This window comes from Sphingobacterium sp. UBA3549, assembly GCF_002376635.1.
GTDB lineage: Bacteria > Bacteroidota > Bacteroidia > Sphingobacteriales > Sphingobacteriaceae > Sphingobacterium.
In genome coordinates, this window is sequence record NZ_DFOE01000039.1 from 49,994 (window position 1) to 72,141 (window position 22,148).

Genomic DNA, 22,148 nt, shown 5'->3' on the forward strand with positions numbered 1-22,148 from the left:
TCTAAACTTTTTAATCAGGCTGAAATTGTTTAGCAATTAATTTTCATCGATCTCTAAAGTATATGCGGTAAATATGTGGGTTATTTATCGCAAAAAAGCGGAGAATAAACTGCTTATTCTCCGCTTTTCATAAACTTCGTGGATTTATATCATTAATTCCGTCTGATAACATTCCATATCAAATCGCTTTAGATAATGGATTATTTATTCTTTAGCAGCCTTTCTAAATACTCCACCTTAGCTTTTTCGGCTTCTAAAAGGCGTTCGTAGAGCCTTTTATTTTCTTCATATGCTTCGATGAGTTTATCAAGCGGATTAAAGTTCGGATGTATATTTATTGCATTTAGTGTAGATGTGTCGTGGCTTGTAAAAGTGTTATTTATAATATTAAACACTGCTTCTTCATCAAAATTCTCAATGGCTTCAGGCGTAACACCTAATGCTTCCGCTACCTGAGCCAATAGACTTACTTCTATCTCAGGACTACGCTCCATATTGGATACAGCTTGTTGGCTTACACCCAATTCGAATGCTAAAGCCTCTTGTTTCATTCCCCTAAGTTCGCGGATACGACAGATTTTTCTTCCTATATGGTTTGTTGCGCTGGTTGTACTCATAAATCCAAAGTTAGCAAATATTAAGTGTTTAAGATACGAAATATCTTTAGATGGTACAAAACAAGAAATCCTAGTGTGATACAAACTATGCTAGGTATTTTACAAGTGGTTTTGGTTCGGTACGTAGATAGAGATGTGTTTATTTGTGCAAATCAAAATAGACTTGATATGAAGAAGAAAGGTAAAAGCAAGGTTGTAACGGTAGACATGTATCATAAGTATGCCGAAATCGACGAAATGTATGGTTCAAAGGTTAGAGACCTCAAATTGGATATTCCAAGTAATCTCAGAATGTTATGTGCGATACTCCATGTTAAAGTAGAAAAACTGTTAAACGACTTTATGTGGATGTTAAGCTATTCCCATCATAACTCAGCTACTGCTAAACAACGGAGGCTGCTAATAAATTTTTTCTTGCTTGCGAATATGGACTGCCTATGTATTCCAAAAAGCAGATCAATCAAATGTTTGGTTAACTAAAGGCTAAGCGGAAACACTAAAACAAATCAATATCGCTGATAAGGTAGAAAATAAAATGTAATATTATGGACAATTTATATCTCAAAAATCCGGAATGTGAATTAGAGCCCCAGTGGTTCTTCTTAGAGGGCGGAATAGTAGAGGCTTTTGAGTTTGAAAGCTTTGAGTCGTTTCGCGAAAGACTATGGAATTTATTCCAAGAACTAACATCCAGATCTCAAAAAACGGATGAAGAGCAGCGTCAATTAACGACGACTTTAGATAAACTTATTCTGCTCGTTAAGGGATGTCACTATTTTTTACACCATAAAAAGCGGTTGAACTATGAAGAAGAATGGATAGATATTAAATGGCTAAAAAACCCTTATCGCTGTTTGAAAAAATATCGGCATCAGGATGACGAAAAGCTCAATCATCATTTGGCACATTTCGATTATAACTTTACCCAGTTAAACCGAGAAGAGGTGCAAAACTTCACGGTGCCTTTCAGAATTTTTTTTTGCAAATGGATTTATCGTCTTGGCTGAATCTTTTTGATGATTACAAAGAATGTATAGCGAGAAATGAAAGTTTATATGAATGGACCGTAGATGATACTCCGCTAAAAACTTATGAGCATCTATTGAAGTTGCTAGAAGCCTGCATAGTCGCCTTTCATTGGGCAAATATGTGGATATGTGTACCGATTTTGGCATGAAACTGTACTTTGGCCCAAGAAGTGGTAAAGAAAATCTGATCCATTTCCTTTAACGGCCTATTTGCTGGGGAAAAAGTTATTCGCGATCTGGAATATCGTCCCACAGAGCGTAGTGGTGAACAGGAACACAATCGTAAAGTCATTTTTGACCTCTATTGTACCAGTGATGACAATAGTCATTTCATTATCGAAATGCAACAACTTCCCCAAGATTTTTTCCGTGATCGTATGGTTTATTACAGCTCGCGTCTTATACATACATTAGTTCCACGCGGACATAGCGGAAATACCTATGAGTTACCAGAAGTTTATTTCATTGGTATTCTTAATTTTGCATTGGATAACATTGATAATGATCGATACTATTATGATGTGGTACTTTGTGATCGTGAGAAAGGTGAACAGTTTTACGATAAGTTAGGCTTTAAACTTCTTTGTTTGCCTAATTTTCGCAAAGAGGAGGTTGAGATAAAAAGTTTTATGGACATGTGGCTTTATCTTTTCAAAGATATGTCTAAACTCAATGAAATACCGAAATTTTTGGATAAGCGTGTCTTTGGTCTTATCTTTGACATAGGAGAGGTGTCAAATCTAAATTCAGAAGATATGAAAGCATATGAATTGAGCCTTAAGGATAAAAGAGATGCGGAAAGCATTCGCCTTACAGCGGAACGTATAGGCATGGAAAAAGGCATTAAAAAAGGCATGGAAAAGGGAATAGAAAAAGGTCGGCAAGAGGAACGAGCGAAGGCTGAAGCTGAGAAGCGAATCTCAGCCTTAAAGATGTTGAAGAGCGGTTTTGATTCCAAGGTCATAGCTGATATTATAGGATTGTCAATTGAGGAGATTGAGAAATTGTAATAGCGTGTTTAATCGAATCGCCTCTTTGGTGATATCAATAATAAACAATTAAGGTATTTCTTTCTCTATAGTGCCTATGTCTATATTTTGCTTTTAAAATTCAATAATAAATGCACCGACAATTGCCGCAGGATGCAGATCTTTACTATTTAGCAGGGCATAATCTTCGCGAAATCTTTCATAGTATTCGATATTCATTCCAATAAGTACGGTCTCAGCATCTCGATCGTTCACATCAAATCGTAATTCTTCCAATTCAACAGTTCTAGGATCTGCCTGTAAGCTCAACGGAATTTGGTGTTTGTGGCTACGGACATAGATCTGTTTTTCGAAATTAAATACGACAATCATCAGATTTATCTTCATGAGATTACAGTGTTTTGGACGATGAATATCGTTTTGCATGTCAAATTTTGGGAACTTTATGGCAATTTGTTTTTTATCCAACAATTTTATTTCTGGATCAAAATGCATGTAGTCATGCATATGGCATTTGTCGTTGAATTGAAAGTTTACTATCCGATCGATCTTTCCGCCTCGAATCGTCTTTTCACCCAGAGGCGCTCTATTTGGGCGGGTGACTCTTTTCAACTGATTGATGAGGCGATTGTGCATATTGCTATCGTGCAATTTGAGGTGAACTTCTCCCATTACATGTCGTATGCGGGATCCTGCAGTACTCGCATGACCAAAATCTGTAGCAGCTGATTTTGTGCCCTTCGTTTGTTTTGTTTTACGCCCTGGGGCAGTCTGCACAATAGTTTTTTCATTTGATTTTCGAAAGACAAGGTTTCCAACCAAGCCTTTTAGATTTCCGTTCTCTAGTATAGCCATATTTTGAATTTGCAAATTAAAATACTGAAAGCCAAATAATTGTTTATTTTTGGGAGATTTGAAATTGGCTTTTGCCAACAATTATTAAATTCATAATAGCTAGTAAAAGCCTATTATGAAAATTGCATTGGCTATTTTTATCAGTGACGCGGGTAAGGATCTTTTTCGAATTTGGTATGGGTTTAAAACTGCTGCTTCAATGGAGGTTCGATGCAGCATCGTATCTGCTTCGATACCACTCCACCCCCTAGTCGAGATGAATCTGTGGTGAGCGCGACATGTGTCCGTGGTGAGTCCGAGTTAGACTCGGAGATAAGGCGGTAGCAAGGCTGTTGGAAAACACTCTTATGTGCTAGCAAGTACGAATAAGGCCCGAAGAGGCCTCGAATAATTGTCGAAGGAGAATGAAATAGCGTATAGAACACGGACTCTCTGATTAAAAATAATAACGGTAAAACAGTATATAGGTTACCTATTGATATGAATTTACAATGGAGATTATATAAAAGCAAATATCTTCTTAAAAGCTGATACTACTTATTAACACAACAGATTTTGTTTATCAGTTAATTAACATGTTTATCCATATTTTATAGTCCACTTAATAATCGGATATAATTGTCAATATAGTGTTGTTTGTCCTTTGATTTATATTGTTGGATATAGCGGGGATGATCCAGAATAATCATCTCTCCAAATAATTTCTCTTCTTTGTTGATTTTTGCGAGGAAGGTTGCGTTTTTCTTTCCAAGGACAAATACTTCCTCTGTTTCGAGCCCCATAGCGATATGTTGTTTTAGGGATTCAACCATAAATGGCTTCACCATTTCAAAAAGCTGCTTATCGTCATAGTAGTTTGCATTGATCCAGTTGTTGGGATTTGTCTCACGGACAATTGCCAGTGGAAAAGGTGAATTGATATAAAACTGTTTGTAGAAAATACTTGGTCCTCCATAGGCTTCGATCATATCATACATGAAAACAGAGGATATTTCATGGGTATGTGCTGAATGCATTTTTATTCCACATGCGCTAGCTAATCTTTTCGTGTCGGTAAAAGGAACACCCGTTACTCCTGCGCCATGTCTGCTCGGATTAATGCCTATAATGAATTTTCTTTGTAAGTTATCCTGGTAAAATTTTTTGTAAAACTGTTCCATCACCACCAATGTCTCGGGATTATCGAGGTAGGGATTAATGACATTGAACCCTGAAGGTAGGTTTCCCTTATAATGAAGTTGTTTATTAAATAAAACTACTTTTTCCGCAAATGTCAACATATCGAGTGTGTTTGAAGACAGGATAATTTTTTAAAAAGTTATAAATAAAATAGGGCGCCATTTTGGCGCCCTATTTTATGCATTTATCAAGGCCACGATTAGTGACCTTGTGTACCGTCTACACCATGTGAGTGTCCATGAGACAATTCTTCTTCAGTAGCAGGACGTACAGTTAAGATTTCGATATCGAAATTTAATGTTTTACCAGCCATTGGGTGGTTTAAGTCAGCAACAACAATTTCTGGAGTAACTTCAGCTACCACAGCGCGGAATTGGTTTCCTTGGTTGTCTTGCAAAGGTAATACTTCTCCCACTGGAGGTAATCCTGTTTCTTTGAACATATCTACTGGTAACTGTGCGAATGCTCTTTCGTCTTTTTGACCGTAAGCATCATCAGGTGCCAATTCAAATGAAATTTTATCACCAATGTTTAAATCTGCGATGTTTTCTTCAAATTTAGGCAACATCATACCTACACCATATAAGAAATCTAAAGGTTGTTCTGCAGTTGTTTCTTCAACGAAAACTTTTTCACCGTTTTCTACTGTGTGAAGTCTGTACGTCAATGCTACGACGTCGTTTGCTTTTATAGCCATCTGATTTTGATTTTTGGAAGCCGAGGCTACCGTTTATTAAATATAATTTATTAACGCTTTTATTGAATCCTGAGGCAGACTGCAGGTCCTATTTTTACAAAGATAAGCTTTTGTCTCCTTTCCAACCCTATGTTTTAGAAGTGGAAGATTTTCTTCTGTACCGCCAAGAACAATTTTGTTTGGAATATAATATTGATCGAGCTCATGTTTAAAAGCCATCGCTTTATTACCCGTCAATGCAATTTCATTGATTCCATACCTTTCTTCTAGCAATAATATTGCCCAATTTGAATAGGCTGAACCATAAGTCTTGATTTGAGGGAATACATTCGCCAACAATTGGTCTGATATGGCGATATAATTTTCATCATCAAAAAGCAGACCTAGACGTTTCAGTTGACGGGTCATGGTTGATAAAGAAGATGGGATTACATTATCCATGATTTCGCTTTTTCGCGCGATGAGTTGCTCCGCTTCCGACGATGTATAATAAAAAGTTTTTTGCGATCCATCGTAAAATAAGACAATAGCTTTGTCAGCAAGCTGTCTTGCTTTGGTTAACCAATTGAAGTCAAATGTAGCCTCATACAATACTATGAACGCTTCAACCGTGAATGCATAATCATCGAGGAAGCCTGCAATCGCTCTATTTTTATCTTTTGGCTGATGCAATAATTGCCCATTGTTTTGGATAAGTTCATTACATATAAATTGTGCATTATTCAAAGCTAGTTCCAGAAAATGTATGTTGTCCAGACTGGTGTAGGCATCTACGAGTCCTTTTAAGAATAGGGCATTCCAAGAAGTCAATTGTTTATGGTCCAGTCCCGGGCGTACTCTTTTTTCGCGGAAGTCGTATAATTTTTTCTTTGAATCTTTTAGAAACTCTGCCCATTCGTCAGCTGACATATTGACCTTTGCAGCTAACTGATCTGCATTTATGGCGCAAATAGGAATATTCGTTTGCTCTTCCTCCCAGTTGCCCGATTCTGTAATATTAAAGTATTGACTAAATAAGCCAGCGTCTTTGCCCAGTACGCTATCAAATTCAGCTTTGGAGAATGCATAGTATTTTCCTTCAACACCATCACTGTCGGCATCAAGAGCGCTGTAGAAACCATGATTGGAGGCAAGCATCTCCCGTTCGGCCCAAGCAATCGTTTCTTCGATAATTCGTTTATAGAATGGATCGCGGTTTTGCTGATAAGCTTCCGCATATAAGGATAGCAATTGCCCGTTGTCATAGAGCATTTTTTCAAAATGGGGGATATGCCAGTAGTGATCGACTGAGTACCGTGCAAAGCCACCGCCAATCTGGTCATATATACCGCCAGATCCGATTTTTTTCAATGTAAAATGCACGTGGTTCAAGATCTCTTTATCATCTGAGAGCACCCCATATTTTAGAAAAAACAGCCAATTGTTTGGTAGCGGAAATTTTGGTGCTTTTTGATAACCGCCTTCTTTTTTATCGAAAGTTTCGGTCCATGGTGTTACAATTTCAAGTAAGTCTTCCCTGCTATACTGATCTGGAATGGAGTGGATAGGTAGTTTTTCAGCCCGTTGAATACCGTTGTTTAACTTTTCGGCATACTCGAACGCGACTTCGGGTTTCTCTTCCCACATTTGAGCAATTTGTAACAGGATGTTCTGCCAGTCGTGCGGTTTAAAATAGGTGCCGCCATAAATTGGGCGACCATCTGGTAAACAGATACAGTTCAAAGGCCATCCGCCCGCATTCGTCATCAATTGGACAGCTAACATATAAACTTGGTCAATGTCGGGGCGTTCTTCACGATCGATTTTGATCGAGACAAAGAATTTATTCATGGTCTGGGCGATGGCAGAGTTTTCAAAACTTTCGCGCTCCATCACATGACACCAATGGCAAGCGGAGTAGCCAATGCTTACGATTATCAGTTTATTTTCGTCTTTTGCTTTTTTTAAAGCTTCCGGCCCCCAGGGCATCCAATCTACCGGATTGTGTGCGTGCTGCTTAAGGTACGGTGAATTTTCAAATTGCAATTGATTCGCCATAAGACGAAGATAGTGAAAATGGAGTAAAGATGGTTGTTGTAGCATAGCTTTCTGTTTTTCCGTCTAAGGAAGGAGTGTTAGGAAGAAGAAATCTTCTTGTTAGTTAGAGTGTTGCCTTGAGCTATACTTCGATTGAAGGGTAAGGAACTTTTATTTTTTCATTTCCATAAGAATAGCTGAATTTCATGAAATTGATTACTTTTACACACGATTATTATTAGCGTTACCGAAGTCCTATGTCAAACGACGTTGACCAGCTTAAGAAGATAGTTCAGAAAGATAAAGATGCTTTTGAGGCTATTTATAAAGCCTATTTCCGTAAATTATATATCTTATCTTTTCGGTACGTGAGAGATGAAACAATCGCCGAGGAATTGGCCAATGATGTATTTATGACGTTATGGGAAAATGCCAGCAAGCTAACTATTAATCAATCATTAGGAGCCTACCTGTCACGTAGTGTGATCAACCTTTCACTTACTCAACTCAAAAAGAACCAGCGCTTACTGGATCGAAATAATGATTATATCAAAGATTTGGATCTGACAGACGATGAAGATCAGGCCGATCTCGCTACGCTATATGAATCTAAACTGCTGATGATTGAAAGTATTCTGGAGAGTTTACCTCCACAGTGTCGAAAAATCGTTCTGATGAGTAAGTATGATAAGATGAAACAACAGGAAATCGCGGATCAATTGGGAATTTCCATTAAAACCGTAAAAAATCATCTGACGATTGCTTACGATAAAATTCGGGTGGCTTTGGCCAAGCAAAATACATTTCTGTTGCTGCTAATCGGCTCTTTCTTTTTTTCATTGGGACTTTTTGTTCAGTTTATTATCTTATAGATATGGAAGAAAACAATACTTCAAGATTTATTCCTTATGACTTGATTCAGAAAGAGATGGATGGGACTATTTCCAAAAGGGAAGGGGTGTTACTTGAACGTTGGATTTCTGAAGATACGGAGAACCATCGATTATATGATGAAATCAGAACGATATCCGATGACTTTATTGCATTGGAACTCTATAAAAATGTAGATACCAATAGTCAATGGAATAAGTTTAAACTACAACTGGATAAAGAAGCCATTGTCCAGGACCAAGAGATCTCTATACCAATCGGTACGATATTGCAACCCTGGATGAAATTTGTGGTTGCAGCCGTATTGTTGATAGTTGGTTTTGTCTGCTATCTGAACTTTGACCGCTGGATGGGATATGAGATCCAATTATATGGGATAGCCGGACAGGAGCATATATTGCTGCCCGACAGTTCCGTAATGGTATTGCATGCAGGGGCAGAGGCTTCGTTTAATAAACGCACATTTAATCGGCAGCGGGTTGTTGCATTAAAGAAGGGGAAGGCACTTTTTGACGTAAAGCATGTGCGAACTTCTTCTTTCGTGGTCGAACTGGCAAATAATTATGTGCGTGATATCGGTACATCTTTTGAAATTAATTTATTAGCAGGGGGTGTAGAGGTGCTGGTGAAAGAAGGTACTGTGGCTTTGAGTAATGGAAAAGGAGATGCAGCAAAAGAACTTATCCTGCAAAAGAACGAGAAGGGCTTCTTTAAAAAAGAGACCGCTGCACTATCAAAAGTTAACGTCGATGAGTTAGACAAAGTCTATAAAGTAGCACAGAAACTCAGTTACTCCAACGAGCGCCTGGACAGTATCTGTTCGGATCTTGAAAAGCGTTTTCAAACTAATATTGTTGTGGTTGGTGATAATTTGAAAGCGCGGAAGCTCAGCATGTATTTCGATGGTCAATCACTAAGTGAAATTGTGCAGATCCTTTCCAAGACTTTAAATGTGAAATGGAAATCGAGTAAAAAAGGATACAATATCTACGAATAGGAGCTTGGGATTATTGCAATGAAGGGTGTAGTTCTATTTCGTTTTCTCTTTTTTTTCGGGCTACTTATTTTCACGTGTTTAAAATCATTTAGCCAAAGCAGTCTTTCGGATATAAAGGTTTCCATTGATACTAAAAATAAGGAGATTATTCAGATTTTGACGGAAATTCATAAAGATTATGAGGTGTCCATGTCTTATGACGAGCAGATCTTTAACAGGAATATTATTTATGGTAGGAACTTCAACAAATCTAGTCTGGAAGATGTCCTTGACTATTTGCTGAAGGGCTCGAAAATTGGTTTTACAGTGATCAATAGGGCATTGATTTTTTATCCTGAAGATAAAACTTTCACCATCAAAGGAAGGGTTGTGGACAGTTTGACCGGAGAAAGTCTGATTGGTGCCACTTTAATAATCCCCGAAAAGAACAAAAGCAGTTTAAGTAACAAATATGGATTTTATTCGCTTACTCTTCCTCAGGATGATTATAGCTGTTTTGTCAGTTATTTGGGATATAAGCCCCGATCTATTCGGTTAAGTTCTCAATTGGAGGATGGTTATTTACTCGTTAAACTTGCCGCTGCGGATTTGAACTTAAAAGAGGTTATAGTGGATATAGATTCATCCACGCAGGTTCAACATACAGGTCATTTTACGGATAAAGTCAATTGGCCCCGCGCGCGTAGAAATGCCTTTTATAAGGGGGAGGCAGATATTATGAAGGTTTTGCAGATGCAAAACGGTATTAATGGACTGACTGAAGGCGGGAGTAATTTATTTGTAAGAGGTAGCGGTAAAGATCAGAACTTGATACTGCTTGATGAGGCGGTGGTCTATAATCCATCGCATCTATTCGGTTTGACATCTGTTTTCAATTCGGATATCTTAAAAAATACCCAGGTATATAAGGATGCACTTCCTGCAAATTTAGGTGGACGGCTTTCTGCTATTATGGATATGAGCACAAGAGACGGCGATGCGAATAACTTCCATGTTTTTGGTGGCGCAAGTTTGCTCATCGGGCGAATAGGCGCTGAGGGACCTTTCGTTAAAAAAGGCAAAGGAGCTTTTGTTGCCACTGCACGAACGAGTCTATCAAACGCGTTGAATACGGATTATCGCTTGTTTAATGTAAAAGGGGACTATAGCGATTATAACATCAAGTTGAATTATACGCTTGACAATAGAAATCGTATCTATTTATCGGGGTATTATGGTCAGGATAAGGTTGTTTCCCCCCGAAAAAATACCAATCGCTGGGGAAATTGGACCTCCACCTTGCGTTGGAACCACGTACATAGTGCCCGATTATTTATGAACCTCTCTGCGATATTCAGTGATTATCATAACAAATTGGATATCAGCAAACCTGAATCACCTGATAATCAAATTTGGCTGACTCGAATACGTGATTTCAGCCTGAAATCGGATTTTAGTTATTTTATTGGTTTGGACCATACCTTGGATTTTGGTCTGCAGGGCATATTGCATCGTTTTAAGCCAGGAGAGATATCTCCTATAAATAATAATAACGAGGACAATATTTTTCGGGCAAAGGCCTTTGACTACGCTGGCTATATCTCGTTCAACTGGAAAGTGGATTCGGCATTCCGGATTATTGCTGGTACGCGGATAAATGCTTTCTTTAATACTTCGTTTGGCCGTTATTATCTCCTTGGTACTGGACAGTCCAAACCATTGGCAAATGACGCGGAGAAGAGGAAAGCATATTATGGGGTAGAGCCACGGCTTTCTTTGCAATATAAGTTAGGTGCAAATTATGCCGTTCGTCTGGGGTACAATAGAAACTATCAGTACTTACAACTCTTACAAAATGATGAACTTGCATTCTCTTCCTTGGAAGCATGGGTGCCGGCTGGGCCAAATATAAAACCGCAGTATGTAGATGTGCTTTCTTTTCGTGTTAATAGGTTGTTATATAAAGGCAATATCGGATTGGAGGGCTATTGGAAAAAAATGGAAAATCAAGTGGAGTTGATTGACCATGCGCAGTTAATTCTCAATCCTTTTATTGAAACGCAATTGCGGCAGGGAAAGGGGCGGGCTTATGGGGTGGAATTGTCCATAAACCAACGTATTGGGAATTTGTCCGGTAGCCTGCTCTATAGCTGGTCGAGGTCTTTCAGGAAGATTAATGGTATCAATAAAGGAAAGGAATATGTAGCCAATTTTGACATTCCCCATGTGCTCAAAAGCAGCCTGTCCTACGATTTGGGTCGTAGTATTCATTTCAGTGGCTTCTATACGATCCAAACAGGGCGGCCACTAACTTATCCAATGGGTTTTATGGAATATGAGGGAATCTACGTGCCGGTTTATTCGAGTCGTAATTCACAACGAATGCCTACATTTAGTCGATTAGACCTAAATTGCTCAGTAGACTTGGAAAGTAGGAAACAGCGGCAAGGGGGGATACGACATACGTTGAATTGTGGTTTTTATAATGTCTTTGATCAAAGCAACCCACTTTATTATAGTTTTTCGGAAGATAGCAATGGGAACTTAGCTATCCAAAAGAACTCGTTCTCGGGACGGGTACCTTCAATCAGTTATGCCATAAGATTTTAATATGAGAGTGTCTTTGTTTTTTATCGTTTGTTGTCTGCTGTTTGCCTGTAATAAGTCCATAGTGGATGAAGGTCAATCGTATGATATGATCGTTGAAGGTGGAATTAATACCATGTATAAGGAACAGTATATCCAATTAAAAAAACTGGATGGACTGCATTCCAATGGGATGACAGTGGGTATTACGGGAGCTACTGTACGGGTTATTAATGGATCCAATACCATCGATTTCGAAGAATTGGGAGAGGGACTTTATATGGGCAAACTATTTGACTTAAAGGACACGGTCGGAAGTGTTTTCGAACTTCAGGTCACATTAAAGGGTAAGCTGTATCAAGCCCAGGACCAATTGATACCGGCTGTACCTATTGAAAAGGCTTTCTTACCGGTTGAAAAGAGCAATTTAAATAACAACTGGGAAGTCAAGGTAAGTAAGCATGTGTTTGGTATGAAATCTTCCAATAAATGGTTGATTATGCCGCAAAAAAAATTTTCCGACGAAGATATTTCTACCTTCCGTTTACCGTTTAGCTATAGCTACCGTTTGGGAGCTCCCAACGTACTCAATACATTGCTGGGGCGTACCTATAATTATGAGGTATCAAAGAAGGATAGTCTGATGGTGTTTAAATTTTCTGTATCAACACGTTATGCCCGGTTTCTTTACAATCTATTTCAGGAGACAGAATGGAAAGGTCTATTATCAGCGGTTCCTGCTAATGTGGAAGGAAACATTTCGGGTAATACACTGGGATTTTTTTATGTCATGGATGGAACTCAAAAGACAATCTCGATGAAAGATATTAGAAACAGTAGGTAGCCTGAATTATTATCTTTTACCTTGGTGATAATACTTTCACCGCGGAAGACCACACTTCTGCTGAAATCACTTTGACCTTATCCATTATTTAATTATTTGAATAGCCTCGATGCCCTGTTTGAAGCTGTTGATACGAAAATTACGGCCGATTAAAAAATAAAAATTTCTAAAAAAGTATTGGGACTATTTCCACAAAATGATGTCATTATTGAAATAGTGAAGGGAAATTGGGGAATATGGGGCGTCTTATCAACTTCTCGGAGCTACAGTGAAGAGATAAGACGATTATCCCTTAAAGCTTATTTGTTTTTTGAATGGAATTTTAATCAACGATCTGTACAAGATCTGCACAATTGCCGCTGAGCATTTGAAAAGTAAAGCCTGCATCAAGTTTAATCTCCGCGTATGACGACGTGCGTAGGTAAGCTGACTTTCTGGTTAGAAATTCAACTATGTCGGTCAATGTTGGATTGTGTCCAAAAAGTAAAACATGGTCGATGTGATCGGGGATGGTATTGATGACTGAAAGTAAGTGCTTGTAGGTGCATTCATAGATGGATTCTTCAATTTGAATATCAAATGATGGAGATCCCATGACGTCTAGAAAGACGCGGGCAGTTTGCAAGGCTCTATTGGCAGGAGAACTGATCACCATACTATTTTCATTAAGTGTCAGCCGAGCTGTTAGCTTTTCTGCTACCTGTTTTGCATGTAGTATGCCCTCGGATGTCAATGCGCGATCAAAGTCATTTATTCCGGGAATGGTTTCGGCTTTGGCATGTCGAATGATATAAAGTTTTTTACTGTTGTCCATGATTAAAATTTTTGATTCAATACTATTAACGCTTTTGTTCTGCATTTCATTGTGTTTGATAAAAGAGCGGTCATTGCATATGAAGACAAATAATAATAAACGAAGTTTTGAAAAAGTACATAATATATGAATAATTTTTGCACCCTATTTAACTCACTGTATCTTTCAAGGGGATTGGCCATGTACCGTTCGCTTGAAAAATGTGCGAGGAACTTTCATCTTTATATTTTTGCATTTGATGATGAGTGCTACAGTATATTGACAAGATTACAACTCGCCAAAGCAACTATTATTCCACTGTCGGATTTTGAAGATGAGCAATTATTGGCCATAAAACCGACCCGTACAGCAGGCGAATATTGCTGGACCTGTACGCCTTCAATTATTTTATATAGCATTCGAAAGTTTGGTTTATCCAATTGTACCTATCTGGATGCCGATTTATTTTTCTATGCTGATCCTACCGTTTTAATAGAGGAGGCTAAAGGGGCATCAGTAATTATTACACCACATCGGTATAGTCCCATGTATGAAGATAGTGAATCGGGCGGAACTTATTGTGTACAGTTTGTTTACTTTAAAAACTCACCTGAGGGTATTGCCGTACTGGAGTGGTGGCGTGCAGCTTGTATCGATTGGTGCTACGATCGTAGAGAGCCGGGAAGATTTGGTGATCAAAAATATCTGGATATATGGACGACAATGTTCACAGGTGTGCATGTTTTGGAGCATCTAGGTGGAGGTATAGCCCCTTGGAATGTCCAACAATATGATTTTGAACATAAAATAGGTCAGGTCTGGGGTAAAGAACTTGCTGGTCAACATTTATTCCCAGTTATATTCTATCACTTTCATGCCTTAAAATATGCTGAAAAAAATTCCTTTGTACCCGCAGGGACTTATGTAATGACCGATAATGACATAGAATTACTTTACAAACCTTACATAAGAACATTAATCAGTGCTGGAAGGGAAATAAAATCGTTGTCACGTGTTGTTGTTCCGCATGAAATCAATGAAATTCCACGTATCAGAACTTCCCTGCGTCGCATGTTCAATTTATATGTTCTCGGCAAATTTAGAGAGTACTATCACCAATCTTACTTTTTAAGATAATGGCTTATCAGATTGATCTAAAAACATTCACCGATGACCGTGGGCATCTAACGGTGATCGAAAAAGTAATTCCTTTCGATGTGAAACGTATATTTTATATCTATGGCGTAGATAGTTCCATCCGCGGTGGACATCGTCATCATCAAACGATACAGGCAGCGATTTGTCTAAAAGGAAGTTGTGCTATTTATAACCAGGATGGAATTCATGAGCGCGTTTTTGAATTGAATTCACCAGATCAATGCCTGATTTTGGAACCCAAAGATTGGCATCAGATGTTTGACTTTTCAGAAGATGCGATTCTTATGGTACTTGCTTCCGAATATTTTGATTCAACAGACTATATTTACGAACCTTATTTTATATATGATCGCTTACGAGAGCTTGCAGCAAGTCAATAGGGGATTTATGGAGGAATATACCAATGCTTTCCAGAACGTATTGCATGGTGGCTGGTATATCTTGGGAAAACAGGTTACACAATTTGAGCAATCATTTGCGAACTATTGTGGTGTTGAACACTGTATCGGAGTAGCATCTGGGTTGGACGCGCTGGTTTTGTCGCTACGTTATTTTGGTTTTAATCCGGGCGACGAAGTCATTGTTCCGGCAAATACCTATATTGCATCGATACTCGCTATTATGCAGGTTGGCCTAAAGCCAGTTTTGGTAGAACCCGATATAAATACTTACAACATTGATCCCGAAAGCATTGAATCTGCTATTACAGCACGGACGAAGGCTATTCTTGTTGTGCATCTTTATGGAAAGATGTGTGACATGGATCCCATTTTACTGCTAGCGGAAAAGTATGGTTTAAAAGTTGTCGAGGATTGTGCACAAGCGCATGGGGCTATTTATAACGGCCAAAAGGCAGGTTCATTTGGCGATTTTGGAGCATTCAGCTTTTATCCAACAAAGAATCTAGGAGCATTGGGCGATGCAGGGGCAATAACATGTAAAGATGAAAAAATCAATAGCTCGATTCGTACATTACGGAATTACGGCTCTTCAGCTAAATATGTCTTTGATGAAGTGGGTTACAACTCCCGGCTTGATGAGTTACAGGCGTCTTTCCTATCTGTAAAGTTGAAATATTTAGACGACATTACTACTCATAAGCAAAAGCTAGCTGCAATTTACCGAAATGAATTAAAAACTGATTTTACACTTCCAACTTTACAGGTTGGTTTTGATGATGTTTTTCATATTTTTGCGATACGTCATCCTGAACGGGATCGGTTAAAACGGTATTTATTGGATAATGGTATTGGAACAGAAATTCATTATCCTATTGCGCCACACCAACAAAAAGCGATGAATGGGATTTTATTTGGCAAAAGCTATCCAATCTCAGAAGAAATTCACCGAACAATACTTAGTCTTCCGATTTCCTATGGACACACGGAAGAGGATATTAGTAAGGTGGTTGAGGTAATGAATAAGTTCTCTTAAAGTTTTTTTCGATTAATTTATTCAGAGATCTTATCAGTGGAATTTTTCCAAGAGAAAAAATAAGGCAATACGTCTTTTGTTGGCTTTAATCTTTTTAGGATTAATGCCTTGCCAGATTTCGAATGTCGCATAATGTAAACCTAAGAGATCCAAAAACTTGAGGTCTTTTGTATTTGGTAGAGTGCCCAAAATCATACTGCCATTTCTGGTTGTAATTAATAATTCCGAGGGCGAGGTACGTAAACGAAAATGCTCGGGGTGGGTTGATTCGAGAAAATTACCGTAGGTTTCATATTCCGAGAAACCCTAAAGTGCCATGTCTTTTGTGGCTATATTTTCAAGGATATAATATGGCCAAGCCTGATCTCCTGCTTTTTTGCAGATCTCAAGTAACATGTTTTGCATCAGCCTTGTTTGGACCATAAAATGTTCAGATATAAACGAGTAGTTGACCGTTTTTTTCAGACCGAGTATATGTTCTAATGTTTCAAAATATGGCTGGTGATTTTCTTCACTCTTGTGAATTAAAACCCGGTTATCTTGGTCAAAGAAATGGATCGGTTTTTAATGGTATTGTATCTGCGTCCCATATCAGATAATGGTCACTTTGAATAATTTTGGAAATTTCCATTTTTAAAAACTGTTGAAAATACCAACCTGCACGATCAGCATTATCTATTTTTTGTTTTAGAAAGGTGATTATAGATTGAAAATTGAACCGATCGAACAATTCATTTTCATTAACAAGAACCAAGTTGGTTGGACTGAGCACCTGAAACTTTTCGAAATGAGAAGGGTTTGTTACGACATAGATTTGTTGCGCCTTAAAAAAAATGCCTGACCTGATTGATCACGATCTTTGCAATTTCGACGTGCTGGGGGCCAACGCAGATGACAATATCGTAGTTTGATTTATTTGCACATGATCGCATCACTGGGGAATCTAAAGGAGTTAAAATGTAACAAAAGTAGGTAAAATCAATCCCGTGGTATCTATAGTGGCATCATTAATCCATTTTTTTGGCGATACCACAACTTTTTCTGGATCATCGTTTAACCAAGCACCCCACCAGCTAAAGCTGCTATTTGCAATAATATGGTGCTTACACAACGACATTAATTGTAGATCTCTAAAGCTATTGGAACCTAAATTGTGCTCTACAAAAATCGCATTTAGATCCTTAAACTGCGTTTTACACCAGCTAATATCATTGGAAAATACTATAAATAGTGGGGATTTTAATGTTTTAAGCATGTACTGTATGCTCTTTTCATAATATTCCTCAGTACAGATATCTGTAAATAAGGGTTCTTGTAAATAATCTCCCCGCCGGACGTGTAAAGAAACTGCGTTTTGATGTTGGATTAAATGTTGTATATGTATGTTTTTAACGTCTTCGAAAGGGGGAAATTGAAGGCGTTTGCGAAGAATTGGAGCGACTTGGTTAATGTAATCAATATGTTGCCAGTACCCCCAATAATATCGACTTTTTTTATCTTCAAAAATTTTTTTCGAAAAGGAAAAAGGCGAAGGTTCTTCAAGAAAGACGTGTTTTGTGTTGTATAATCGTCTTAATTTTCGCCATAGCCATTTATTATTGTTTCTAGTATAAATATTCTTTTCAAAAGCACTGAGTTGTGTAAGCGTGATGTTGAATACTGCTTCTAATTCGAAACCATTATGTAGCTTATAGTCTTTAAAGTCACTTAAATCTACTTTTACTATTTTGAATTTTTGTTGTAATCCTAAAAGAAATGCATATTGGAATAACTGATTACCAAGCCCTCCCAAAAATTTAACGATTTTCATTTTTAATAAATATACCTTTTATGGAATTTTTAAAACTTCTTCTAATTTGCTTGCTTTCTAATAATGTGAAGGCGGGGAAAGTTAATATATGGTAAAAAGAGGCCCATCTAACTTTATTCATTATAGTTTGATACCAGATATCTAAAATTTTTTTTTCGAATATTTTCTTTTTTAGAAAATTGTTTTTTCTATTAGTTCGGATTAAGAGTATTAGAAATAACTTAAATGCTTTGATATCTTTGGCTTGTACAAGATTCGGGTGTAATAACCATCTAATTTGATCTTGGCTGGCAGATATCCCAAATTGTAGAATCCTATTCTGTAAAATTGGAAGATGTAAGCTAAATAATTCATTCGCTCGTTTAATACTAATATTTTCCCCATGAATTCTATATTCGACCAATATGTCCGATAAGTTGTCAACTTCATAATCATGTGATAGTCTTGAGAATAGCGCATAGTCTTCCGCTAGGGGGAAATTTTGATAGCCTCCTAGTTTACAAAATACCTCCATTCTAATCATCACTGTGGAATGTATATAACTATTACTGAAAAATAATTTTACTTTTACGGCGTCTGCACCTGTTAATTGTGTTAAAACTTCTCCAGTTTTCTCTCCTTTTTTGTTTATTACTAAACCTTGTCCTCCCAGTAGAGCTAATGAAGGTCGATTTTCAAATGTTGTCCACTGGATTTGTAGTCTGTTAGAGATCGCTATATCGTCACTATCAAGTATAGCTAGATATTTGCCTCTCGCTTCTGTTAAAGCAATATTTCGACTGAATAATAAGCCCTTATTCGACTCATTGTTGATCAATCTAATCCTAGAGTCGTCATAAGATTGAATGATCTCAATAGTATTATCGGTCGAACCATCATTTACGATGAGTAGTTCAAAATTTTTAAAAGTTTGATTTAAAATACTGTCAATTGCTGGTTTAATATAAAGGGAACCATTATAGGTTGTCATTAATACAGTTACTTCAATCATTATTAAAGTTATTTTTAGGCATCAGCAAGTCTCTATAGTTCTTTTTGAATAATTCTTTATTAAAGAATTTCTTGATTGTTTCTATTACATTTTGTGAAATCGTTGGTAAAAGTTCCCTATGATTTGTAATAAACATTAATTTTTCTACAAAGGCCGAAATGATCTCTTGATCTGTACTATTTTCTATAATAAATCCTGTGTTTCTATTTTCATTTATCAAGGTGGAGACTTCTCCTACATCGGTTATTATTGGAATAGTGCCTAAAGCCATTCCTTCTAATAAAACCATAGGAAAACCTTCATAGCTAGAGGTTAGCATGATGAAATGAGCCTGGGCATATTGGAAGTTCAATAATGATTTGGATCTTATTCTAGAGACGAATTTGATATTTTTGCTCAAATGAGGTTGATAGTTTTCTAAATCACCAATCATTGTAAATTCAAAAGGAAGATTTAATTCCTCGCTTTTCTGTGCTATTTTTAAAAAAAGATGGATGCGTTTTTCAGGTGAATCTCTCGCAATAAACAGTATCCGCAAGTTTTGACTGAAGTTTTTTTCTAATACATTTAGCGGAACTTCAACTTGATTAGGGATAATATTTATCTTCTTTAAATATTCTAAATCGATATTGTTTTTAAGATAATATGATTTTAATTTTGAGAGATGTCTAGGTCCCAAGATGATTCTGTAATCTATTAAGGGAATCAAAGGTAATGACAACTGCTCAAATGAATTATCCCCGATAAATGCGTGGATCATATCAATTTTTTTTGTGTTTTTGTTCAATAAGGGGAGTACATCATAAAATAGACTACTATTGCAGCCGAATATCACTGCGTTGGGGGTTTGGTTTATCTTCAACGCAATTTTTTTTGCGATGTGTTTTCTAAAGCTTTTTTTCTTACCCCAACGAAACAATTCAATCAATTTGGAATTTTTTATGTAATCCTCCTTAAAATCATTGTTTACCGATCTGTCTGTAATGAAACAGGTTGGTTTTAGATCTTTTACAGAATTCAAAATATCCAAATGTACTCGTTCTGCTCCCCCCGTATGATAAAACGGAAAAAAGAAGTAAATCGAACTATCTGATCTATTTAAGTTCATTAGGATAGATGGATATTTCACTATTGATTTAACTGTCTGGAGCCAGTTTTTGACCTTTTGCATAGCAAGTGATTGAAGATAACTTATCAATTCGCAAATTACAAAAGAATTTCGTAAAAAGGAGGATAACATATATTGAAGCCACATGATTTAGTCTGTCTAGTATAAGAAATGCAGTTAATTATAGAATAATTAGCACAAAAAAATCTTAGCTTTGTTCATGCAACATGTTAAAGATATTGCAGTTTAAAATAGAATATAAGATTAATGTTTCAAAAAGATTTAGTTAGTATAATCATCCCTGCATATAATGTAGAGAAAACAGTGAAAGAGACCTTAGAATCCGTCGTCAACCAAATCTATAAAAGCCTAGAAGTCATTGTCGTGGATGACGGATCAACAGATGCTACATTTGACATTATTAGCGAATTTGCTAGAGAATATTCAAATATGAAAGTGTTTTCAAAGAATAATGAAGGACTGCCTGCGACCAGAAATTATGGATTTCAATTTGTTTCAGGCGAATATCTTCTTTTTTTGGATGCCGATGATAAATTAGATATAACCTATGTTAGCTCATGTATAGAACAATTCCGCAAAAATAATAAATTGGATATTGTGTATACGCAAACTCAATTTTTTGAACGGGAAACAGGTATCTTTGATTTAGCAGCATACTCTAAACAAACAATACTTAGAACAAATTGTTTCACGGCAACAGCTATGATGAAAAGCCATAATTTTAAATTGATCGGTTTATATGACACAAATTTAAAATTCGCTGAAGATTGGGAGATGTGGATTAGAATGACACAGCATTTTGATAATGTATATAAAATTAATAAACCATTATTTTATTATCGGAAACGTTATTCCAATGATTCGATGACGGATCAAAATTGGAAAGCGAATATTTCTGATGAAGCACTGCTTTACATTTATAATAAACACTATCCCTTATTCAAAAAGTTTGGTTATGGGATAGAAAAATTAATAGGTCGAGTCTCTTCCGAAGAGAGATATAAGAAGAAGTATTATAATATTTGGTATAAAAAACTATTTTATTATCTAAAAAGGGCTGTGAAGTAGCGTATGTAGAAGATGAAACGTTATACAGAGTAAATGGCATATTTTTTGAAATATTGATTAAGGCATGGTAAATAAAAAAAGTATAATATTAATTATTCCGTTACATTTTCAATTCTACCGTGAATTAATATCTTCATTGCAAAATGTTGGCTTTGAGGTGATTTTTCTATTTATTACAGATAAACCTTTTAAGTATACAAATTTTGTTGAAAGGGCGCGCAGTTTTATTCATAAAAACCTACTATTGCAACATAATTTCAAAAAACAATTGATTTTTGGACGAGAGAACAAGAATCTACTAACACAATTAGAGAAAATTGAAAGGAAGATCGATTACGCCTTAATCATTCGATCAGATTTATTAGGGATAGCAACTTTACGAACTATTAAAAGTAAGGTGAACAAAATGGTCGCATATCAATGGGATGGACTTAATCGTTTCCCGTCTGTATTTGACCGTATTGATTTGTTTGATAAGTTTTTCGTTTTTGATGATAATGACTATTTAAAATATAAAGATAGTTATACTAATATTTGTTTTGCTACTAATTTTTATTTAGAAATACCTCCCGATAAGGACGTGGTTGTGAAACCTCAGAGTTTATGTTTTGTTGGTAGTTATCTTGAGAATAGAATGCCTTTCATTACAGAATTAATTGAATTCTTAATACAGGAAAATTTTGATGTAAATGTAAAACTGCTTTGTACCAAAGATAAAACTATTGACAAATACAAAGACTCCGGAATCGAATTTATTTCTGACCCGTTAACTTACACAGAGATGTTGCGTCATGTTCAACATTATGAAGCTTTATTAGATTTTGATAATGCAGCTATTCATTATGGCCTTTCATTCCGTATTTTTGAAGCTTTGTTTTATAGAAAGAAGATCATTACAAATAATTTATTGATTAAAAATTATGATTTCTATCACCCCAATAACGTGTTCGTATGGGATGGTAGCAACCTTTTAAAATTGAGGGATTTTTTGAATAAACCATTTGTTGAGATTGATAACTCGATTATAGAGAAATATTCCTTTAGAAATTGGGTAAAAAAAGTCTTAGACTAGAATAATTGAAATCCA

Annotated in this window: 22 protein-coding genes; 12 read left to right on the plus strand and 10 right to left on the minus strand. The window is 36.6% G+C overall.

The genetic code is table 11. The annotated features are described in order from the left end of the window. Positions 1–200: 200 nt before the first annotated feature. Entirely contained in the window at positions 201–617 is a 417-nt protein-coding gene (locus B2W36_RS22155) for a helix-turn-helix domain-containing protein (protein ID WP_293889595.1), read from the minus strand. Positions 618–785: 168 nt separating this feature from the next. Here B2W36_RS22155 and B2W36_RS22160 point away from each other — a divergent pair, with 168 nt between their 5' ends. The 3 genes from B2W36_RS22160 (at position 786) to B2W36_RS22170 (ending at position 2,655) form a co-directional block, all read left to right on the plus strand. Beyond that, positions 786–1,097 carry a hypothetical protein gene (locus tag B2W36_RS22160; RefSeq protein ID WP_293889596.1) on the plus strand — a complete coding sequence of 104 codons (312 nt, stop codon included), beginning with the start codon at positions 786–788 and terminating at the stop codon, positions 1,095–1,097. 65 nt (positions 1,098–1,162) lie between these two features. Then, entirely contained in the window at positions 1,163–1,624 is a 462-nt protein-coding gene (locus tag B2W36_RS22165; RefSeq protein WP_293883739.1) for a hypothetical protein, read from the plus strand. A gap of 212 nt (positions 1,625–1,836) precedes the next feature. Then, the gene (locus B2W36_RS22170) at positions 1,837–2,655 is read left to right on the plus strand and encodes an Rpn family recombination-promoting nuclease/putative transposase (protein WP_293883866.1); all 819 of its coding nucleotides are present in this window, start codon (positions 1,837–1,839) and stop codon (positions 2,653–2,655) included. Positions 2,656–2,748: 93 nt separating this feature from the next. Here the strand turns inward: B2W36_RS22170 and B2W36_RS22175 are convergent, their stop codons facing one another. The 4 genes from B2W36_RS22175 to B2W36_RS22190 all read right to left on the minus strand — a co-directional run bounded on the left by B2W36_RS22175 (position 2,749) and on the right by B2W36_RS22190 (position 7,402). Then, positions 2,749–3,489 (minus strand): hypothetical protein, encoded by a 741-nt coding sequence (locus B2W36_RS22175; protein WP_293889597.1) that lies wholly within the window; start codon positions 3,487–3,489, stop codon positions 2,749–2,751. Between the two features lie 590 nt (positions 3,490–4,079). Further along, a complete protein-coding gene (locus B2W36_RS22180; protein ID WP_293889598.1) occupies positions 4,080–4,769 on the minus strand; it encodes an SMUG2 DNA glycosylase family protein in 690 nt (229 codons plus the stop codon). Between the two features lie 98 nt (positions 4,770–4,867). Next, positions 4,868–5,365: an FKBP-type peptidyl-prolyl cis-trans isomerase gene (locus B2W36_RS22185; protein WP_209580491.1), complete on the minus strand. Its 498-nt coding sequence runs from the start codon at positions 5,363–5,365 to the stop codon at positions 4,868–4,870. A gap of 36 nt (positions 5,366–5,401) precedes the next feature. Continuing rightward, entirely contained in the window at positions 5,402–7,402 is a 2,001-nt protein-coding gene (locus B2W36_RS22190) for a thioredoxin domain-containing protein (protein ID WP_293889631.1), read from the minus strand. Between the two features lie 236 nt (positions 7,403–7,638). On the opposite strand from B2W36_RS22190, the gene B2W36_RS22195 reads away from it, so the two are divergent. From B2W36_RS22195 to B2W36_RS22210, 4 genes are read left to right on the plus strand one after another with little or no spacing between them, the layout of a single operon-like run. Then, positions 7,639–8,253 (plus strand): RNA polymerase sigma-70 factor, encoded by a 615-nt coding sequence (locus tag B2W36_RS22195; protein WP_293883745.1) that lies wholly within the window; start codon positions 7,639–7,641, stop codon positions 8,251–8,253. Between the two features lie 2 nt (positions 8,254–8,255). Then, on the plus strand, positions 8,256–9,269 hold the full coding sequence (locus B2W36_RS22200) for a FecR family protein (protein ID WP_293883747.1): 1,014 nt from the start codon (positions 8,256–8,258) through the stop codon (positions 9,267–9,269). Positions 9,270–9,287: 18 nt separating this feature from the next. After that, positions 9,288–11,858, plus strand: a complete 2,571-nt coding sequence (locus B2W36_RS22205) for a TonB-dependent receptor (RefSeq protein ID WP_293889599.1) — start codon at positions 9,288–9,290, stop codon at positions 11,856–11,858. Position 11,859: 1 nt separating this feature from the next. Next, positions 11,860–12,678, plus strand: coding sequence for a hypothetical protein (locus tag B2W36_RS22210; protein ID WP_293883751.1), 819 nt, complete (start codon positions 11,860–11,862; stop codon positions 12,676–12,678). 322 nt (positions 12,679–13,000) lie between these two features. Here B2W36_RS22210 and B2W36_RS22215 read toward each other — a convergent pair whose 3' ends face one another. Next, complete coding sequence (locus tag B2W36_RS22215; RefSeq protein ID WP_293883753.1) at positions 13,001–13,492, minus strand: SixA phosphatase family protein; 492 nt, start codon at positions 13,490–13,492, stop codon at positions 13,001–13,003. Between the two features lie 126 nt (positions 13,493–13,618). Here B2W36_RS22215 and B2W36_RS22220 point away from each other — a divergent pair, with 126 nt between their 5' ends. The 3 genes from B2W36_RS22220 to B2W36_RS22230 are packed head-to-tail and all read left to right on the plus strand — an operon-like array spanning position 13,619 to position 16,063. Next, positions 13,619–14,608 carry a glycosyl transferase gene (locus B2W36_RS22220; RefSeq protein ID WP_293883755.1) on the plus strand — a complete coding sequence of 330 codons (990 nt, stop codon included), beginning with the start codon at positions 13,619–13,621 and terminating at the stop codon, positions 14,606–14,608. Continuing rightward, the gene (locus B2W36_RS22225) at positions 14,608–15,009 is read left to right on the plus strand and encodes a sugar 3,4-ketoisomerase (RefSeq protein ID WP_293883757.1); all 402 of its coding nucleotides are present in this window, start codon (positions 14,608–14,610) and stop codon (positions 15,007–15,009) included. Before B2W36_RS22220 ends, B2W36_RS22225 begins: the two co-directional genes overlap by 1 nt. Further along, a complete protein-coding gene (locus B2W36_RS22230) occupies positions 14,975–16,063 on the plus strand; it encodes a DegT/DnrJ/EryC1/StrS family aminotransferase (RefSeq protein ID WP_293883759.1) in 1,089 nt (362 codons plus the stop codon). Before B2W36_RS22225 ends, B2W36_RS22230 begins: the two co-directional genes overlap by 35 nt. A gap of 544 nt (positions 16,064–16,607) precedes the next feature. Here the strand turns inward: B2W36_RS22230 and B2W36_RS22705 are convergent. The 4 genes from B2W36_RS22705 to B2W36_RS22245 form a co-directional block, all read right to left on the minus strand. Further along, on the minus strand, positions 16,608–16,910 hold the full coding sequence (locus B2W36_RS22705; protein WP_414711830.1) for a DUF6492 family protein: 303 nt from the start codon (positions 16,908–16,910) through the stop codon (positions 16,608–16,610). Positions 16,911–17,015: 105 nt separating this feature from the next. Then, complete coding sequence (locus B2W36_RS22235) at positions 17,016–17,873, minus strand: alpha-1,2-fucosyltransferase (protein WP_293883761.1); 858 nt, start codon at positions 17,871–17,873, stop codon at positions 17,016–17,018. Beyond that, positions 17,860–18,864, minus strand: coding sequence for a glycosyltransferase family 2 protein (locus B2W36_RS22240; RefSeq protein ID WP_293883763.1), 1,005 nt, complete (start codon positions 18,862–18,864; stop codon positions 17,860–17,862). The genes B2W36_RS22235 and B2W36_RS22240 overlap by 14 nt, the downstream gene beginning before the upstream one ends. After that, positions 18,857–19,972 (minus strand): glycosyltransferase family 4 protein, encoded by a 1,116-nt coding sequence (locus tag B2W36_RS22245; RefSeq protein ID WP_293889600.1) that lies wholly within the window; start codon positions 19,970–19,972, stop codon positions 18,857–18,859. Before B2W36_RS22245 ends, B2W36_RS22240 begins: the two co-directional genes overlap by 8 nt. A 267-nt stretch (positions 19,973–20,239) precedes the next feature. Here B2W36_RS22245 and B2W36_RS22250 point away from each other — a divergent pair, with 267 nt between their 5' ends. After that, positions 20,240–21,061 (plus strand): glycosyltransferase family 2 protein, encoded by an 822-nt coding sequence (locus B2W36_RS22250; RefSeq protein ID WP_293883767.1) that lies wholly within the window; start codon positions 20,240–20,242, stop codon positions 21,059–21,061. A gap of 64 nt (positions 21,062–21,125) precedes the next feature. Then, on the plus strand, positions 21,126–22,133 hold the full coding sequence (locus tag B2W36_RS22255) for a hypothetical protein (RefSeq protein WP_293889601.1): 1,008 nt from the start codon (positions 21,126–21,128) through the stop codon (positions 22,131–22,133). Positions 22,134–22,148 lie beyond the last annotated feature (15 nt).

Bases quoted from the DNA above. Each gene is read 5' to 3' on its own strand.
- B2W36_RS22210 (WP_293883751.1), top strand. From the start codon at position 11,860: ATGAGAGTGTCTTTGTTTTTTATCGTTTGTTGTCTGCTGTTTGCCTGT.
- B2W36_RS22230 (WP_293883759.1), top strand. From the start codon at position 14,975: ATGATCGCTTACGAGAGCTTGCAGCAAGTCAATAGGGGATTTATGGAG.
- B2W36_RS22190 (WP_293889631.1), bottom strand. From the start codon at position 7,402: ATGGCGAATCAATTGCAATTTGAAAATTCACCGTACCTTAAGCAGCAC.
- B2W36_RS22180 (WP_293889598.1), bottom strand. From the start codon at position 4,769: ATGTTGACATTTGCGGAAAAAGTAGTTTTATTTAATAAACAACTTCAT.
- B2W36_RS22175 (WP_293889597.1), bottom strand. From the start codon at position 3,489: ATGGCTATACTAGAGAACGGAAATCTAAAAGGCTTGGTTGGAAACCTT.
- B2W36_RS22160 (WP_293889596.1), top strand. From the start codon at position 786: ATGAAGAAGAAAGGTAAAAGCAAGGTTGTAACGGTAGACATGTATCAT.
- B2W36_RS22225 (WP_293883757.1), top strand. From the start codon at position 14,608: ATGGCTTATCAGATTGATCTAAAAACATTCACCGATGACCGTGGGCAT.
- B2W36_RS22205 (WP_293889599.1), top strand. From the start codon at position 9,288: ATGAAGGGTGTAGTTCTATTTCGTTTTCTCTTTTTTTTCGGGCTACTT.
- B2W36_RS22200 (WP_293883747.1), top strand. From the start codon at position 8,256: ATGGAAGAAAACAATACTTCAAGATTTATTCCTTATGACTTGATTCAG.
- B2W36_RS22165 (WP_293883739.1), top strand. From the start codon at position 1,163: ATGGACAATTTATATCTCAAAAATCCGGAATGTGAATTAGAGCCCCAG.
- B2W36_RS22215 (WP_293883753.1), bottom strand. From the start codon at position 13,492: ATGGACAACAGTAAAAAACTTTATATCATTCGACATGCCAAAGCCGAA.
- B2W36_RS22235 (WP_293883761.1), bottom strand. From the start codon at position 17,873: ATGAAAATCGTTAAATTTTTGGGAGGGCTTGGTAATCAGTTATTCCAA.
- B2W36_RS22240 (WP_293883763.1), bottom strand. From the start codon at position 18,864: ATGATTGAAGTAACTGTATTAATGACAACCTATAATGGTTCCCTTTAT.
- B2W36_RS22255 (WP_293889601.1), top strand. From the start codon at position 21,126: ATGGTAAATAAAAAAAGTATAATATTAATTATTCCGTTACATTTTCAA.
- B2W36_RS22250 (WP_293883767.1), top strand. From the start codon at position 20,240: ATGTTTCAAAAAGATTTAGTTAGTATAATCATCCCTGCATATAATGTA.
- B2W36_RS22195 (WP_293883745.1), top strand. From the start codon at position 7,639: ATGTCAAACGACGTTGACCAGCTTAAGAAGATAGTTCAGAAAGATAAA.
- B2W36_RS22185 (WP_209580491.1), bottom strand. From the start codon at position 5,365: ATGGCTATAAAAGCAAACGACGTCGTAGCATTGACGTACAGACTTCAC.
- B2W36_RS22155 (WP_293889595.1), bottom strand. From the start codon at position 617: ATGAGTACAACCAGCGCAACAAACCATATAGGAAGAAAAATCTGTCGT.
- B2W36_RS22245 (WP_293889600.1), bottom strand. From the start codon at position 19,972: ATGAACTTAAATAGATCAGATAGTTCGATTTACTTCTTTTTTCCGTTT.
- B2W36_RS22220 (WP_293883755.1), top strand. From the start codon at position 13,619: ATGAATAATTTTTGCACCCTATTTAACTCACTGTATCTTTCAAGGGGA.